The organism is Anaeromyxobacter dehalogenans 2CP-C (assembly GCF_000013385.1).
In the GTDB taxonomy this organism is placed as follows: Bacteria; Myxococcota; Myxococcia; order Myxococcales; family Anaeromyxobacteraceae; genus Anaeromyxobacter; species Anaeromyxobacter dehalogenans_B.
Genome location: NC_007760.1, coordinates 3,382,101 through 3,397,179, shown reverse-complemented (window position 1 = coordinate 3,397,179; position 15,079 = coordinate 3,382,101). Strand labels below are relative to the sequence as shown.

The 15,079-nt window shown below is 77.2% G+C and carries 14 protein-coding genes; 7 read left to right on the top strand and 7 right to left on the bottom strand.

The window, feature by feature from the left end:
- Positions 1-107: 107 nt before the first annotated feature.
- Complete coding sequence (locus ADEH_RS15510; protein ID WP_011422049.1) at positions 108-1,541, top strand: helix-turn-helix domain-containing protein; 1,434 nt, start codon at positions 108-110, stop codon at positions 1,539-1,541.
- A 27-nt stretch (positions 1,542-1,568) separates the two neighbouring features.
- On the opposite strand, the gene ADEH_RS15505 is transcribed toward ADEH_RS15510, so the two are convergent.
- Positions 1,569-2,780, bottom strand: coding sequence for a hypothetical protein (locus ADEH_RS15505; protein WP_232287299.1), 1,212 nt, complete (start codon positions 2,778-2,780; stop codon positions 1,569-1,571).
- 366 nt (positions 2,781-3,146) lie between these two features.
- Here ADEH_RS15505 and ADEH_RS15500 point away from each other — a divergent pair, with 366 nt between their 5' ends.
- Positions 3,147-3,554, top strand: coding sequence for a response regulator (locus tag ADEH_RS15500; RefSeq protein WP_011422047.1), 408 nt, complete (start codon positions 3,147-3,149; stop codon positions 3,552-3,554).
- Between the two features lie 69 nt (positions 3,555-3,623).
- Here ADEH_RS15500 and ADEH_RS15495 read toward each other — a convergent pair whose 3' ends face one another.
- On the bottom strand, positions 3,624-4,811 hold the full coding sequence (locus tag ADEH_RS15495; protein WP_011422046.1) for a pyridoxal-phosphate-dependent aminotransferase family protein: 1,188 nt from the start codon (positions 4,809-4,811) through the stop codon (positions 3,624-3,626).
- 325 nt (positions 4,812-5,136) lie between these two features.
- On the opposite strand from ADEH_RS15495, the gene ADEH_RS15490 reads away from it, so the two are divergent.
- A complete protein-coding gene (locus tag ADEH_RS15490) occupies positions 5,137-6,192 on the top strand; it encodes a class I SAM-dependent methyltransferase (RefSeq protein WP_011422045.1) in 1,056 nt (351 codons plus the stop codon).
- Here ADEH_RS15490 and ADEH_RS15485 read toward each other — a convergent pair.
- Both ADEH_RS15485 and ADEH_RS15480 read right to left on the bottom strand, forming a co-directional pair.
- Positions 6,164-6,925, bottom strand: a complete 762-nt coding sequence (locus ADEH_RS15485; protein WP_041453596.1) for a 16S rRNA (uracil(1498)-N(3))-methyltransferase — start codon at positions 6,923-6,925, stop codon at positions 6,164-6,166. The genes ADEH_RS15490 and ADEH_RS15485 overlap by 29 nt on opposite strands.
- A 191-nt stretch (positions 6,926-7,116) precedes the next feature.
- Positions 7,117-8,574 carry a hypothetical protein gene (locus tag ADEH_RS15480; RefSeq protein WP_041453595.1) on the bottom strand — a complete coding sequence of 486 codons (1,458 nt, stop codon included), beginning with the start codon at positions 8,572-8,574 and terminating at the stop codon, positions 7,117-7,119.
- Between the two features lie 213 nt (positions 8,575-8,787).
- On the opposite strand from ADEH_RS15480, the gene ADEH_RS15475 reads away from it, so the two are divergent.
- Positions 8,788-9,135: a hypothetical protein gene (locus ADEH_RS15475; RefSeq protein WP_041453594.1), complete on the top strand. Its 348-nt coding sequence runs from the start codon at positions 8,788-8,790 to the stop codon at positions 9,133-9,135.
- Between the two features lie 162 nt (positions 9,136-9,297).
- Entirely contained in the window at positions 9,298-11,412 is a 2,115-nt protein-coding gene (locus tag ADEH_RS15470; RefSeq protein WP_011422042.1) for a GtrA family protein, read from the top strand.
- Positions 11,413-11,484: 72 nt separating this feature from the next.
- Here ADEH_RS15470 and ADEH_RS15465 read toward each other — a convergent pair whose 3' ends face one another.
- Together ADEH_RS15465 and ADEH_RS15460 are read right to left on the bottom strand one after the other, a co-directional pair.
- Positions 11,485-12,054 (bottom strand): cytochrome c3 family protein, encoded by a 570-nt coding sequence (locus tag ADEH_RS15465; protein ID WP_011422041.1) that lies wholly within the window; start codon positions 12,052-12,054, stop codon positions 11,485-11,487.
- A gap of 89 nt (positions 12,055-12,143) precedes the next feature.
- Positions 12,144-12,812 (bottom strand): trimeric intracellular cation channel family protein, encoded by a 669-nt coding sequence (locus ADEH_RS15460; RefSeq protein WP_011422040.1) that lies wholly within the window; start codon positions 12,810-12,812, stop codon positions 12,144-12,146.
- 51 nt (positions 12,813-12,863) lie between these two features.
- Here ADEH_RS15460 and ADEH_RS15455 point away from each other — a divergent pair, with 51 nt between their 5' ends.
- Entirely contained in the window at positions 12,864-13,574 is a 711-nt protein-coding gene (locus ADEH_RS15455) for an RNA methyltransferase (protein ID WP_011422039.1), read from the top strand.
- Between the two features lie 54 nt (positions 13,575-13,628).
- Here the strand turns inward: ADEH_RS15455 and ADEH_RS15450 are convergent, their stop codons facing one another.
- Positions 13,629-14,681, bottom strand: coding sequence for a saccharopine dehydrogenase family protein (locus tag ADEH_RS15450; protein ID WP_041453593.1), 1,053 nt, complete (start codon positions 14,679-14,681; stop codon positions 13,629-13,631).
- Between the two features lie 43 nt (positions 14,682-14,724).
- On the opposite strand from ADEH_RS15450, the gene ADEH_RS15445 reads away from it, so the two are divergent.
- Positions 14,725-15,075, top strand: a complete 351-nt coding sequence (locus ADEH_RS15445; protein WP_041453592.1) for a hypothetical protein — start codon at positions 14,725-14,727, stop codon at positions 15,073-15,075.
- Positions 15,076-15,079 lie beyond the last annotated feature (4 nt).

The window sequence follows — 15,079 nt, the reverse complement described above, 5'->3', positions numbered from 1 at the left end:
CACGCCCGGCCGCCCGGCAGCCAGCCGGCCCAGGCCGCGCCCCTCCGCGCCCGACCCGGCGCGGGAACGGCGCCCCGTGCGGCGCGCGCGGTGGCGAGGAGGCGGACATGCGCGAGCCCGGCCAGCACCTCGGCGCGAAGGTCCGGGCGCTCCGGCGCCAGCGCAACCTCACCCAGGCCCAGCTCGCCGATCGGCTGGGCATCTCGGCGAGCTACCTGAACCTCATCGAGCACCACCGGCGGCCGCTCCCCGCGCAGCTGCTCATCAAGCTCGCGGACCTGTTCGAGCTCGACCTCAAGTCGCTCTCGACCGAGCACCACGCGCGCGTGGTGGCCGACCTGATGGAGGTGTTCGGGGATCCGCTGTTCGAGCCGCACGACGTCACCAACGCGGAGGTGCGGGACCTCGCCTCGTCCTCGCCCACGGCCGCCCGCGCGGTCCTGTCGCTCTACCAGGCGTACCGTGCCGCCCGCGAGGCGTCCGACACGCTCGCCGCGACGCTGTCCGACGGCGACCTCGACGGCGTGGACTCCTCGCACCTGCCCACCGAGGAGGTCTCGGACCTCGTCCAGCGCCACATGAACCACTTCCCGGAGCTGGAGGCGGGGAGCGAGGCGCTCTGGCGCGAGGCGCGCCTCGACCCGGACTACCTGTACACGAGCCTGGTGCGCTTCCTCGGCCAGCTCGGCGTGACCGTGCGGATCGTCCACACCGCCGAGGCGCGCGGCGCCATGCGCCGCTACGACCCCGAGGCGAAGGTCCTCCACCTCTCCGAGCTGCTCCGCCGCGGGAGCCGCAACTTCCAGCTCGCCTACCAGATCGGCCTGCTCACGCAGGCGGACGTGCTCGATCGCTTCGTGGCCGACCCGCACCTCACCAGCGACTCGTCGCGCGCGCTCGCCCGCGTCGCGCTCGCGAACTACTTCGCCGCGGCGGTGCTCATGCCCTACGGGCCGTTCCTCGAGCAGGCGCGCGCCGAGCGCTACGACCTCGACCTGCTCGGCCACCGGTTCCGCACCAGCTTCGAGCAGGTGTGCCACCGGCTCACCACGCTGCGGCGGCCCGGCGCGGAGGGCGTCCCCTTCCACCTCGTCCGCGTGGACATCGCCGGCAACATCTCGAAGCGGTTCTCCGCCTCCGGGCTCCGCTTCGCCCGCTTCTCCGGCGCCTGCCCGCGCTGGAACCTGTTCGAGGCGTTCACCACGCCGGGCCTGGTCCGCACGCAGCTCTCGCAGATGCCCGACGGCGCGACCTACTTCTGGATCGCGCGCACCGTGAACCGCGAGGGCGGCGGGTTCCACGCGCCGCGCTCGGTGCTCGCCATCGCGATGGGGTGCGAGGCCACGCGCGCCCGCGAGCTGGTCTACGCCGACGGCGTGAACCTCGGGGCGCGCGAGGCGGTGGTGCCGGTGGGCCTGACCTGCCGGCTGTGCGAGCGGATGGACTGCGAGCAGCGGGCGTTCCCGCCGCTGCAGCATCCGCTCAAGGTGAACGCGGACGTCCGGGGCGTCTCGTTCTACGCGCCGGTCGAGGACCGCTGACCGGCGGCCCCGGCCCGGGCTCCGCCGCTAGCCCGCCACCTCCAGCCGCTCCGCCGCGCGCTCCAGCAGGATGGGCCGGGCGGCGGGGCGCTCCGCGGCGCCGCGCGTCCCCGCCGCGGCGCGGCGCAGGTACGCGTAGCGGTCCAGCTCGAGCGCCCCGGCGAGCGCCTCGGAGAGCCGCTCCAGGCGCTGCGTCTCGGCCCGGGCCGCGCGCTCGTCCGCCTCGTCGGCCTCCACCGCCCGCCGCTCCAGCGCCCGCAGCCGCCGCCGCACCTCCTCGCGCTCCGCCTCCACCCGCGCCAGCGCCGCCTCGGCCTCGGCGACCACCCCCGCGCGCCGGCCGCGCTCCACCATGTCGCGCGTCCGCTCGCGGTCCCACTCCAGCGCCGCCGCCTCGGCCGCGTCGCGGGTCGCCGCGCGCTGGGAAGCCTCGCGCAGGCACGCCACCGCCGCGAGCGGCACCGCGAGCAGCAGCACCGCCTCCGTCCAGCGTCCGGGCGCGGCGCCCGACGCCGCGACCGCCGCGGCGAGCGCGGCCGAGCCCGCGGCGCCGATGCCCAGCAGGATCCCCCGCCGCGCGGCCGCGGCGCCGTCCGCGACCTCGAGCGCGCGGCGCACCGCGACGCCCAGCAGCGCCAGCACCGCGCCCGCCGCGCCGGCCGCGAACGCGAGCGAGAGCCCGGCGGCGAGCGGCGCGCGCTGCAGCGCCCCGGGGAGATCGTCCACGGAGAGTCCCGCCGCGCCCAGGACCGGGCGCGCCAGCCGCCAGGTCTCGGCGAGCAGGAGCGCGAGCGCCGCGCCGCGCAGCGCCATCACCGGGAACGGCGGGGGCACCGGGGGGCGCCCGAGCTGCTCGGCGGTGGCCTCGATCTCCACCGGCGCCGTGATCGCGCCGCGGGCCAGGTCCTCCGCGAGCGTGCGCGAGGCGGTCTCGATCCGCTCGCGCGCCGCCGCGGCGCGCTCCGCCAGGGCGTCGAGCGCGGCCTCGTGATCGCGGATCTCGCGCAGGGCCCCGGCGCCCTCGCGCTGCACCAGCGTGCGCACCCAGCGCGGCTCGCCCCCGCGCCCCGCCGGCATCGCGCCCAGCGCCGACGACGGCTGCGGGCGCGCGCGCACCACCGGCTCGCCGCCGTCCACGTCCACGACCACCGGGAGCGCCTCCAGCGGGACCGGCAGGCGGGCCGCGTAGCGCGCCAGCCGATAGCGGAGGAAGTCCTCGAGCCGCACGCCCGCGCGCACCGCCAGGCGCGCCTCGAGGGCCGTCCCCAGCCGCGATCGGGGCAGGCGCGGCGCCCGCGCGGAGGATCCCGGGCGGCCGGGCCCGGGTCTCGCGGGGCGGAGCGACCGGACCGCGTCGCCCAGTCCGTCCAGCAGCCTGCGAAGCCCTGCTGCGCCCCCGCCCCAGCCTGCGATCACCCCTGCTCCACGCATCGCGCGCTCGCCTCCTCGACCCCTGTCCTCGCGGAACCTAGGGAGGCGGCCGGGGGCGGGCCAGCGGTACCGGCGGGGCGGCATCGGACGAGGGGGCCCGGCGCCGGCCCCGCGATGCCCCGTCGCCGGGCCACGGGATAGCTGCGGCGCGAGCGAGGGGGCTAGGTTGCCTACATGGACGCACCGGCTCCACACCGGATCCTGGTGGTCGACGACAACGAGATCCTGCGCACGCTCCTGGCGCAGGCGCTCGAGTCGGGCGGCTACGTCGCGCTCGCGGCCGACTCGGCCGAGAGCGCCCTCGACGTGGCGCGCTTCGACCCGCCGGACCTGTGCGTGGTGGACGAGGTGATGCCCGGGATGAGGGGCAGCGACCTCATCCGCGTGTTCCGCGCCTCGCCCGACCCGCGGCTGCGGACCATGCCCATCATCGGGCTCTCCGGCGTGGCCGGCGCGGACCGCGCGCTGCTCGAGGCCGGCGCGGACGTCGCGATCCGCAAGCCGTTCGCGGAGGGGCCGCTCCTCGAGCTCGTGGGCCGCTGGCTGGCGCGCGTGCCGGGGCCCACCCTCGTTCACGGGTGATCCGACGGGGCTGCGCCCCGCCCCACGGGCCCCGAGCCCGTCGCGGGCGCGGCGCTGCCGCGCTGACGCCTACCTCGCGTACGACTCGAGCGCGGCGGCGAGCGACGCGCCGGTGCGGGCGAGCTTGCCCTGCTTCGCGAGCGCCTGCTCGATCGCGGCGAGCACGGCGAGCACGTTCTCCTGCCGGGCCGACTCGCCCATGAGCCCGATGCGCCACACCTTGCCCGCGAGCGGGCCGAGGCCGCCGCCGATCTCGATGGAGTGGTCGGCGAGCAGGCTCTTGCGCGCCGCCGCCTCGTCCACGCCCGCCGGCACCTTGATGCAGTTCAGCGAGGGCAGGCGGTGGCCCTCCTGGGCCTGCGGCTCGAACCCGAGCGCGGCGACGCCGGCCATGAGCGCGGCGGAGTGGCGGCGGTGCCGCGCGAAGCGCGCCTCGAGCCCCTCCTCCAGCACCAGGCGCAGCGACTCGCGCAGCGCGTACACCATCGAGATGGGGGCGGTGTGGTGGTACACGCGCTTCCCCTCGGCCCAGTAGTCCGCCACCATCCCGGCGTCGAGGTACCAGCTCTGCACCTTGGTCTTGCGCGCCTTCACCGCCTCGAGCGCCCGCGGCGACAGCGTGAGCGGCGCCAGGCCCGGCGGGCACGACAGGCACTTCTGCGTGCCGGAGTAGCACGCGTCCACGCCCCACGCGTCCACCTCGACCGGCACGCCGCCCAGCGAGGTGACGGTGTCCGCGACCAGCAGCGCGCCGTGCGCGTGGCACAGGGCGCCCAGGCCCTCGAGCGGCTGGTGCGCGCCGGTGGAGGTCTCGGCGTGGACCAGGGCCACCACCTTCACCTTGCCCTCCCTCTTCAGCGCCTCCTCGATGCGCGCCGGATCGCAGACCTCGCCCCAGGGCACCTCGATCTTCACCAGCCGTGCGCCGCAGCGGCCCACGATGTCGGCCATGCGGCCGCCGAACACGCCGGCCACCACCACCACGGCGGTGTCGCCCGGCTCGAGCAGGTTGACGAGCGCCGCCTCCATGCCTGCCGAGCCCGTGCCCGACACCGCGATGGTGAACGGGTTCTCGGTGCGGAACACGGCGCGGAGCTGCGCCTGCACCTCGTTCATGATCTCCAGGAACTTCGGGTCGAGGTGGCCGAGCAGCGGGGTGGACATGGCGCGGAGCACGCGCGGGTGGACCATGCTGGGGCCGGGGCCGAGGAGCAGGCGCAGCGGAGGCGCCAGCTCGGAGACGACGGGGGTGCTCATGGGGACCTCGTGGCGCCGGCGCGCGGCCGGCCTGGGGAGAGGAGGTCGATGAGCTTACGCGATCGCCGGCGGCCCGTGCGGCCCCGGGAGGGGATTCGCGCCGCCGCGCAGCCCCGCGTGGCGACCCTCGTCCGCGCGGGAGCGCGCTCCGCTCACCCGCCCGGCCGCTTCCAGCTCCAGGGCGCAAGGGTCGTCTTTCACCCCGCCTTCCCGTGGTCCCCGGTCCGCGAGCCCGTGAGGTTGGCGGGCACCGCCGGCCCGCGTCTCCGCTCCTCGATCACGCTCCGCCGGGCGCCTCGGCCCAGGCGGACACGTGGAGGATCCGATGCAGCTGAACGAGGACAGGCTGAACCAGTTCATGGGCAAGGTGCTCGGCGAGATGGGCGCCGCGATGAACGCGGCGCTGGTCATCGTCGGGGAGCAGCTGGGGCTGTACAAGGCGATGGCGTCGGCCGGTCCCATGACGCCGGCGGCGCTCGCGGAGAAGACCCACACCGACGCGCGCTACGTGCGCGAGTGGCTGTGCGCGCAGGCGGCGGGCGGCTTCGTGGAGTACGACGCGAGCGCGGGCACCTTCACGCTCCCGGACGAGCAGGCGTTCGCGCTCGCGATGGAGGACAGCCCCGCGTACATCCCCGGCGCGTTCCAGATCATCAGCTCGGTGGTGAAGGACACGCCCAAGCTGGTGGAGGCGTTCCGCACCGGCGACGGGGTGGGCTGGGACGAGCACGACGCGTCCCTGTTCGAGGGCACCGAGCGCTTCTTCCGGCCGAACTACGCCGCGCACCTGGTGGGCGAGTGGCTGCCGGCGCTGGAAGGGGTCGAGCCGAAGCTGCGCGCGGGGGCGCGCGTCGCCGACGTCGGGTGCGGCCACGGCGCCTCCACCGTGCTGATGGCGGAGGCGTTCCCGCGCTCCACGTTCGTCGGGTTCGACTACCACGGCCCGTCGATCGGGACGGCGCGCCGCGCGGCGACCCGTCGCAAGCTGGCGAACGCGAGCTTCCAGGTGGCGACCGCGAAGGACTTCCACGGCGAGCCGTACGACCTGGTCGCCTGCTTCGACTGCCTGCACGACATGGGCGATCCCGCCGGCGCGGCGGCCCACGTGAAGGAGATGCTGAAGCCGGGCGGGAGCTGGATGATCGTGGAGCCGTACGCGAACGATCAGGTCGAGAAGAACCTGAACCCGGTGGGCCGGGTGTTCTACTGCGCGTCCACGATGATCTGCACGCCCGCGTCCCGCGCGCAGGAGGTGGGCGCGTGCCTGGGGGCCCAGGCCGGCGAGGCGCGGATCCGGGCGGTGGTGGCCGAGGCGGGCTTCCGGACGTTCCGGCGCGCCACCGAGACCCCGTTCAACGTGGTGTACGAGGCGAGGCCCTAGCGGACGACGACCGCAGCCAGAGCTCGGCCTGGCCGACGGCGTACGGGACCGCCGCGTCCACGCGCAGCACGCGGGGGCCCAGCGTGATCGCGGCGAACCCGCGGTCGCGCAGCGCGGCGGCCTCGTACGGCGTCCACCCGCCCTCCGGGCCGATGGCGAGCGCGGCGCGCGCGCCCGCCGGCGCGAGCGCCTCCAGGGGCGCCGCGCCGGCGGGGTGCGCGAGCAGCCGGTCGCGCTCCGGGAAGCGCGCGTCGAGCAGGTCCTCCACGAACGGCTTGAAGAACCGGTGCAGCTCCACCTCGGGGAGGATCGTGTCGCGCCCCTGCTCCAGGCCGAGCAGGAACTGCTCGCGCAGGGCCTCGGGCGCGAGCAGCGGGGAGGCGAAGTAGCTCTTCTCCACGCGGTAGCTGCCGAGCAGCACCAGCCGCTTCACGCCCATCGACGCGGCCGCCTGCAGCACCTTGCGCAGGATCTTCGGACGGGGCAGGGCGAGCAGGAGCGCCACCGGCGCGGGCGGCGGCGGCTCCCGGTCGAGCCGCGCCGCGATCACCACCTCGTCCGGCGCCGCGGAGAGGATCTCCGCCTCGCCCATGCGCCCGCCGACCACGCCGGCCTGGATCCGGTCGCCGGCGCCGGCGCGCAGCACCTCCAGCACGTGGCGCGCGCGCCGCCCGGCCAGCCGGGCGGTGCCGCCGGCGGAGAGCTCTCCGGGCTCGAGCAACAGGAGGTTCACGCGCGCGGACGGTGTCCGAGCGATGCCCGAATGTCAATCGGACGGGGCTGCGCCGCGCCCCACGGAGCGGAGCTCCGCGGGGCCCCGCCTTGCTGCGCGGGTCCCGTGACCTCGCGCGCCCGCTGTCGCGGGTCCGCGCGAGGTCCCCGCGGGCGCGGCTTCGCCGCGCTGGAGACGGGCCTGCGCCCGGCTCACGACGCCAGGCGGCCGCCCTCCGGCACGGGCACCGCGACCGGCGCCGCCGGCGTGGCGTCGGGCCGCGGCGGCTCGGCGCGGCGGCCGTCCCCGCCGGCGCGGCGGCGTCGCGGGGCGATGAGGTCGGTGGCGCCGCGCGCGGCGGCCTGGCGCAGGAACTCGTAGCGGTCGAGCTCGAGCGCGCTCACCAGGCTCTGCGCCACCCGCGACAGCTCGGCGCGGCGGCGGCGGAGCGGCTCGGACGCGAGGCGGTCGGCGGCGGCGGCGCGCGCGCCGATGGTCCGCAGGCGCCGGCGGGCGGCCTCGCGCTCGCGCTCGAGGTCGTGCTCCTCGGCCTCCGCCCAGTCCAGCTCCTCCAGGCGGCGCGCGCGATCGGCGAGCGCGCGGGCCCGGGTGCGATCCCACTCCAGCGCGTCGGTGAGCTCGAGCCCGCGGCGCGTGGCCAGCGAGCGCGCGGCGCGGAGCGCCAGGGCTGCGCCCACCGGCACCGAGGCGAGCAGCAGCGTGGAGACGGCCGGCGGCAGCCCGCCGATCCCGCCCGGCAGCGCGGCGACCGCCGCGGCGAGCCCGATGGAGAGCAGCGCGGCGCCGGCGGCGCCGGCGGCGGAGTAGCGGCGGCGCGCCCGGTCCTGCTCGCCCGAGGCGAGCACCGAGGCGGCGTCGAAGCCCGCCCAGGCCAGCGCCAGCAGCGCGCCGGCGATGCCCAGCGCGAACGCGAACGCGAACGCGGTCTCCGCGGGCTTGCGCGCCGCGGAGGCGCCCAGCGTGGCGGGGTCCACCCCGGCCGCGCGCAGCAGCGGCAGCGCGATCTGCCAGGTCTCGGCCGCGATCGACGCGGTCGCGAACGCGCGCAGGCCGGCCTGCGGCGCGGCGCTCGACACCGGGGGACGCCCGAGCTGCTCGGCGGTGGCCTCCACCTGCGGCGGCGCGCACACGGTCCCGGCCGCGACGTCGGCGGCGAGGCGGCGCGACAGCTCCTCGTCGCGGCGGCGCGCGGCGTCCGCGTCCACCTCGATCGAGGCGAGGCGGATCTCCAGCTCCGCGACCTCCTGGCGCACGGCCGGGCCCTCCACGTGCACCAGCGCGGCGAGCCAGGCGTCGCCGTCCGCCGGCGGCTCCGCCGGCCGGCGCTCCGGGGCGGCCTCGCCGACCAGGATCTCCCCGTCCTCGACCTCGACGGAGAGCGGGAGCTGCGCGCGCGGCACGGGCAGCGCCGCGGAGTAGCGCGCCAGGCGCGAGCGCAGGTAGTCGTCGAGCGGGACGCCGGCGCGCACCGAGACGCGCGCCTGCCAGTAGGCGGCGGCCCAGCTCCGGCGGACGATGTCGAGGCGCGCCGGCCGGGCCGGGCGGAGGGGCGGCTCCTCGGACATGCCGAACCAGCCGCGCAGGCGCCGGGGCAGCGCGCCGGGCGTCAGCGGCTCGGCAGCGGGGCGGTGCGGACGATCCTCGATCACGGTCTGGTCCCTCCGTATGCCCGGTGGGTAAGCATGCCGGCGGGCGCCGGCTCCTCCCTGCGTGGGCCTCGCGCCGCCCTGCGCCCCACCTCGGCGCCGGTTTCGCTCCCCCATGCAATACCTCCTGGCGTGCCGCGCGCATCCCGCATCCGTACGTCGCTCGCACATGGCTCGCGCGGGCGCGCGCAGGCCCGCTCGGTTACAATCGTTCGGATGGCCTCCGAGGCGCCCCCGCCGCACTGGACCCTCATCTCGGTCCTTTTCTCCTCGATCCCGCTCTCGCCCTCGCTCGCCGCGACGCTGCACGAGGGCGCGCTCGACCTCTACCGGCGCGACGCCGCGACCGGCCCGGTGGCAGGCGATCTGGCCAGCGGCCGCATCGTGAACCTCAAGAAGACGCTCCAGCTCGGCGCCATCACCGGGCCTGCGTTCGAGGCGAAGCTCGACACCGAGCGCGGGAGCGGGACCGTGCGGTACCTGCTCACGCGGCAGGGGCTGGAGCTCGCCGGCGCCGAGGCGCCGCCCGCCCCGGCCGCGGCGCGTCCGCGGTACCTGAACTGATCGTGAACGACCCGCGCGGCGCCGCCGCGCCCCGCGCGCGGGGCGTGGTGCCCGCGCGAGGCGTACGGCCGCCCGTGCAACCTCCGTTGGGCCCTTCCACCCGTGGCGGGATGCCCCCGCCGGCACGGCTCCGCAGCGTGAGTGCCGAGAGGGGAAGGCCCGATGAGGTTCGGCTCGAGGATCGAGGACGGGACGGGTGCGCCCGGCGCGGGCCGCCTGGCGCGGTTCGCGGCGGTGGGCGGCAGCGGCGTGGTGGTGAACCTGGCCGTCCTGCACGTCCTGGCGCAGGGGCTCGGGGTGCCCGAGGTGGCCGCGTCGGCGGTCGCCATCGAGGCGAGCGTCCTCTCCAACTTCCTGCTGCACGACGCGATCACCTTTCGCGATCGCCGCGGCGGGCGCGGGCGGCTCGCGCGGCTCGGCCGCTACCACGCGGTGAGCCTCGTCGGCGTCGCCATCCAGCTCGCCACGTTCGCGGCGCTGGCGCTGCTCGCGCGCCACGCGCTCGGACGGCCGTCGCTCGGGCCGCTGCGCCTGCCGGCGCAGGCGGCCGGCATCGCGCTCGCGTTCGCCTGGAGCTGGGCGGGCAGCGCGCGGTGGGCCTGGGCCGGCGCGGGCGCGGCGGTGCGCGGGCCGGAGGCCGGCGCGCGCGGGCGGGCCCTGCTCCCGGCGGTGCTGTTCGGCGCGCTCGTCGCGCTGCACGTGCTGCCCATCTGGCTGGTCCGCTACTTCCCCACCCAGGACGGGCCGCTGCACGTCGAGAACGTGCTCGCGCTGCTCCACCACGGCGCCTCGCCGCTGCTCCGCGGCTACTACGAGGCGAACTGGGGCGCGCAGCCCAACTGGCTGACGCAGGCGCTGCTCGCGCCGCTGCTGTCGATCGTGTCGCCGCTGACCGCCGAGAAGCTGGTGCTGAGCGGCTACACCGTGCTGCTGCCGATCTCGTTCCGCGCGGTGCTCCCGCGCGGCGCCCGCGGCTGGTGGGCCGCGCTGGCCGTCTTCCCGTTCGTGCACGCCTACCCGTTCCACATGGGCTTCTGGAACTTCTGCTACGGGGTCGCGCTCGCGTTCCTGGCGGCGGGGTTCTGGCTGCGCACCCGCGGCCGGCTCGGGCCCGGGCGCTTCGCGGCGCTCGCGGTCCTGTCGCTGCTGCTCTACCTCGCGCACTCGGTCGCGTTCGCCGGCGCGCTCCTCTTCGCGGGCGCCGTGCTCGGCCTGCGGGCGGCCCGCTCGCTCGCCCGCGCGCGCCGCCACCCCGCCCGGCGGCGCCGGGTGGCGGCGGCGTACGCGCGGCGCGCCGCGGCGGGGCTGGCCGCGGCGGCGCCGGGCCTGCTGCTGCTCGGGGCCTGGCTGCTGGCGCACCGCGACCGGGTCGCGGCGCGGATCCCGCTGCCGGAGCTGGCGGCGAAGCTCGCCGCCGGGTACTCGCTCGTCTCCATCGACCGGCGCGAGCTGCCGCTCGCCATGGCCGTGATGCTGGTGCTGGCGGTGGCCGTGGTGCACGCGGCGCTGGTCCGCGCCGGGCGCGGGGTGCGGCTCCTCGCGCACGACGGGTGGCTCGTCGCCGCCGCCGCGTTCGTGCTCCTGTACTTCGCCGTGCCCGACGTGGTGGCGGCCGGCGCGCACGTGTCGGACCGGATGGCGCTGCTCGCGCTCCTGTGCGTCGCGGCCTGGCTCGGGGCCGCGTCCGCGGGCCCGGGTGCCCCGGCGCGGCGCGCCGCGGTCGCGCTCGCGGCCATCGCGGTGGTCGCGCTCGGGGTCCGGCTCGACAAGCAGCGGCAGCTCTCGGCCTACCTCGAGGAGTACGCCTCGGCGTCCGCGGCGGTGGAGGAGGGGCGGGTGATGCTGCCGCTGGCGCTCTCGCCGTACGGGCCGCAGGACGCGCACGGGCGGCGCATGGGCTACCGCATCAAGCCCTTCCTGCACGCGACCGGCTGGATCGTGGCGGCGCGCGGCGGCGTGGACCTCAAGAACAGCCAGGCCAACACCGACCACTGCCCGGTGCGCTTCCCCGCCGGCCGGAACCCGTTCCACGTCATCGCGGGATCGCTGGGGCGGATGGAGGGCGTCCCGCCCTGCGTGGATCTGCGCGGGGCGCGGCGGCTGGGGCGGCTCGACTACGTGCTGGTGTGGGGCGCGACGCGCGAGCTGCTGGAGACGCCGTGCGGTGCCGCGCTCGCGGCGGACCTCGCGGCGCGCTACGAGCCGGTGTGGCTCTCGGCGCCGCGCGGGATGCTCGAGATCTGGCGGCCGCGCGCCGCGGTCGCGGTCGCGCGGTGAGCCCCGCCGGCGCCGGAGACGGCACCGCCGCCCGCGGCGCGAGGCCACGGTCGGCGGCGAGCGTGGATCCCGCTACTTCCTGGCGGGGGCCGGCGCGGGCGCGGCGGCGCGCTTCGCGCCGGACTCGTCCATCGAGTTGAAGATCGCCGCCTGCTTCACCGTGGCCGCGTCGGCCTTGCCCGGGTGGCACACGCCGCAGAACGCGTCCATCTGCTGGCCCTTGGCCGTGTCCACGCGGAGGTACTTGTAGTTCGGGTTGGACGGGTGCGGATCGTGGCAGCCGATGCACTCGAAGCGCCCGTCGCGCAGCAGCTCGCCCGGCACCTTCGCGACCTTCGGGTTCACGCTGGCGACGCCGTACGGGTGGCTCATGTGGCCCGACACCGGCGCGTAGCCCTGGCCGCCGTCCTTGGAGTCGGCGTGGCAGGCGAGGCAGAGCGCGGTGGTGCCGGAGTACGGCTGCTTGGTCTTGGGATCGAGCGCCTTGGTGTTCGGCGTGACCGCGAAGATGATCTTGCCCTTGGCGGTGTGGATCGAGTGGCAGCCGCCGCAGCCCACGCTGTCGTGGCCGCCCGCGGCGCGGGCGGCGAACGGGACGGCGAGGGCGAGGGCGGCGACGAGCAGGCTGCGGACGAGCGTCATGAAGGCTCCTGGAGCGCGGGGTGGAGATCCTCGGAGGGCGCACCTTAAGGGAAGCCCTGCCGGGTCGGCCTTGACCCGCGGCAAGGAAGCTACCGCTCGCCTGTCCCGTCCTCGCCCGACAGCGCCTCGGTCCGCCAGCCCAGCCACACCGAGAGGATCCGGACCGCGAAGGCGGCGGCGATCGCGATGAGCGCCGACAGCGTGCCGGGCAGCCCGGCGCCGCGGGTGAGGCCGATGAACACGAGCTCGCCCGCCATGGCGGCGAGCGCGTAGAACTCTCCCGGCCTGAACACGAGCGGCACGTCGTGCACCAGCAGATCGCGGAGCAGGCCGCCGCCCACCGCGTTCACCGCGCCGACCAGGAGGGCCGTCAGCATCGGCAGGCCCGCCGCGATCGACTTGTTGGCGCCGACCACGCCGTAGGTCCCGAGTGCCACCGCGTCGGCGAGCAGGAAGGGGATCTGGAACCGGTGCAGGCGCTTGCCGAAGAAGACGCCGGTGGCCGCGCCCAGCGCCACCGCCACCAGGTACCGGCCGTCGGTCACGACCGCCGGCGGGCCGAACTGGAGGAACAGGCCGTCGCGGAGCAGCGCGCCGCCCAGCCCGGTGACGAAGGCGAGCACCAGCACGCCCACGAAGTCGTACCGCCTCGAGATCGCGGCCAGCGCGCCGGTCACCGCGAACAGGAACGTCGCGGCGAGGTCGAACGTGATGTGGAGCTGGAAGGGGTTCTCGAGGAACCGCGCGGCGTGGGGCACGCGCCTCCTTTAGCACGGCCGGACCGGGCCGGCGCGGTAGCATGCGCCGCGATGCGCCTTCCCGTCCGCCTGGTGCTGCTGCGCCCCCGCAACCCCGAGAACCTCGGCGCGGTGGCGCGCGCCATGAAGAACTTCGGCGCCGACGACTGGGCCATCGCCGAGCTGGGCACGCACGACTTCGCGGCCATGCGGCGCGTGGCGGTGCACGCCGGGGAGCTGCTCGACCGGCCGCGGCTGGTGCGCACGCTCGACGAGGCGGTGGCCGACTGCGCCTGGGTGGTCGGCACCAGCTCGCGCGCGGTGAAGGGCAAGCGCCGGCTCCCGCCGGCGGAGGTGGCCCGCGAGGCCCTCGAGCGCGCCGCCGCGGGGCGGACCGCGATCGTGTTCGGCGACGAGCGCAGCGGGCTCACCAACGACGAGGTGCACCGCTGCCACGATCTCTCCGCCATCCCCGCCGGCGAGGCGCAGCCCTCGCTCAACCTGGCGCAGGCGGCCCTCGTCTACCTGTACGAGCTCCGCAAGGCGGCGCTCGCCGCCGCGGCGCCGCCGGCGCGCGCGCCGGAGGCGGGCGCGACCGACGCCGAGCTCTCCGCGGTGGAGGAGGCGCTCCGCGCCGCGCTGCGGGGCGGGGGCTTCCTGGCGGGGCCGGAGCGCCACGCGGTGCGCGACCTCGCCGCCGCGCTCCGCCGGTCCCGGCTCAGCCGGCGCGAGGCGCGCCTCTGGCTGGCGGCGCTGCGGACGCTGGGGCGGGGCCGCGAGTAGTCGCCCTCCGACGCCGGCGAGCCTTCGCCCCGCCGGCGCCCGGGGTGAGCGGACTCACGTCGCGCGCGCGAGGGGCAGGTCCTCCAGCGTCACCCCGGGGAGCGCGGTCACGAGGTCCGGCCCGTAGGCGGACGCCGGGGTCTGCCACCCGGGCGGCGCGTAGCCGGCGAGCGCGCGCGCGGCGATCTCCACGGCGGCGTGCGCGGTGAACGCGTAGCCCTCGGGCAGCGCGAGGCGCGCCGCCGCCCGCGCGCCGGCCGCGTCCACCGCCTCGGCGTACACCCGGCTCCGCCCGCGCGCGCGCGCCTCCGCGTCCGGTCCCGCGGCGCCGCCGGTCAGCAGGCGCACGGCGAGCGCCCGCGCCCCGGGCAGCGCGAGCAGCGGCGCGACGGCCGGGACCGCGCGGAGCAGGACGCGGCGCGCCTGCGAGGCGCACAGGTACACCGCCACGTCCTCCACGCCGGTCGAGCGCGGCACCGCCACGCGCTCCGGCCACGGCACCTGCACCGCCTGCAGCCGGCCGGAGCCGAGGTCGAAGGTCCGCGCGGCGGGCTGGTGCGGGTTCAGCTCCCGCGCGTCGGCGTCGCCCGCGTGCGCCACCACGGTGCGCGCGGTGCCGCGGGAGAGGCTGCCGAGCGCGTCGATCGCGAGCGTGATGCGGATCGCGCCGGGGAGGCGCCGGGCCACGTGCGCGGCGAGGCAGTCGGTGGGCACCACGTCGAAGCCGGCGCCGGAGAGCAGCATCACGCCGGCCCGCTCCGCGTGGAGCCCCATGGCGGCGAGCGCGCGGTACACCCCGGCCTCGCCGGCGAGGTCGAGGTAGTGCACGCGCGCCTCGAGGCACGCCTCGGCCATCGGGCGCCACGTGTCCACGTAGGGGCCGGCGCAGTGCAGCACCGCGCCCGCGTCCTGCAGCCCCGCCCGCAGCGCCTCCGGATCGGTGAGCGGGAAGGCGCGCCACGGCCGGCCGAGCGCGCGGCCCAGGCGCGCGAGGCGCTCCGAGTCGCGGCCCGCGAGCACCACCGGCAGGCCGCGGGCGGCCGCCTCGCGCGCGACCAGCTCGCCCGTGTACCCGTACGCACCGTAGATCACGAGGGAGGGGGACATGGCGCGGAGCCTAGCAGCGATCTCCCGGGTAGAATGCGGAATCATGGCACCTCTCCGGTGGATTCCCCGCGACGGCGGGCTCTGGCTCGATCTCTCCTCCGGCGGCGAGGGGGAGGGGACCTGGCTGGCGGTCCTCCCGCACGCCGAGCCCGGCTACTGGCGGCCGGTGTGCGTCCTCGCGGCGGGCGAGGCGGAGCGCGAGATCGGCGACGGCGTGCTCGGCCGCGAGCTGGCGCAGGACGCGGTGGTGAAGTACGCGATCCAGGCGATCGCGGCGCTGCACGGCGTCTCGCCCGCGCCCCGCGAGCCGGAGGAGGACGCGCCCTGGCCGCGGCGCACGCTGGGCCGGCTCTGGGCGCTGCTCGAGGCGACGGCGAGCGGCGACGGCGGGTAGCCGC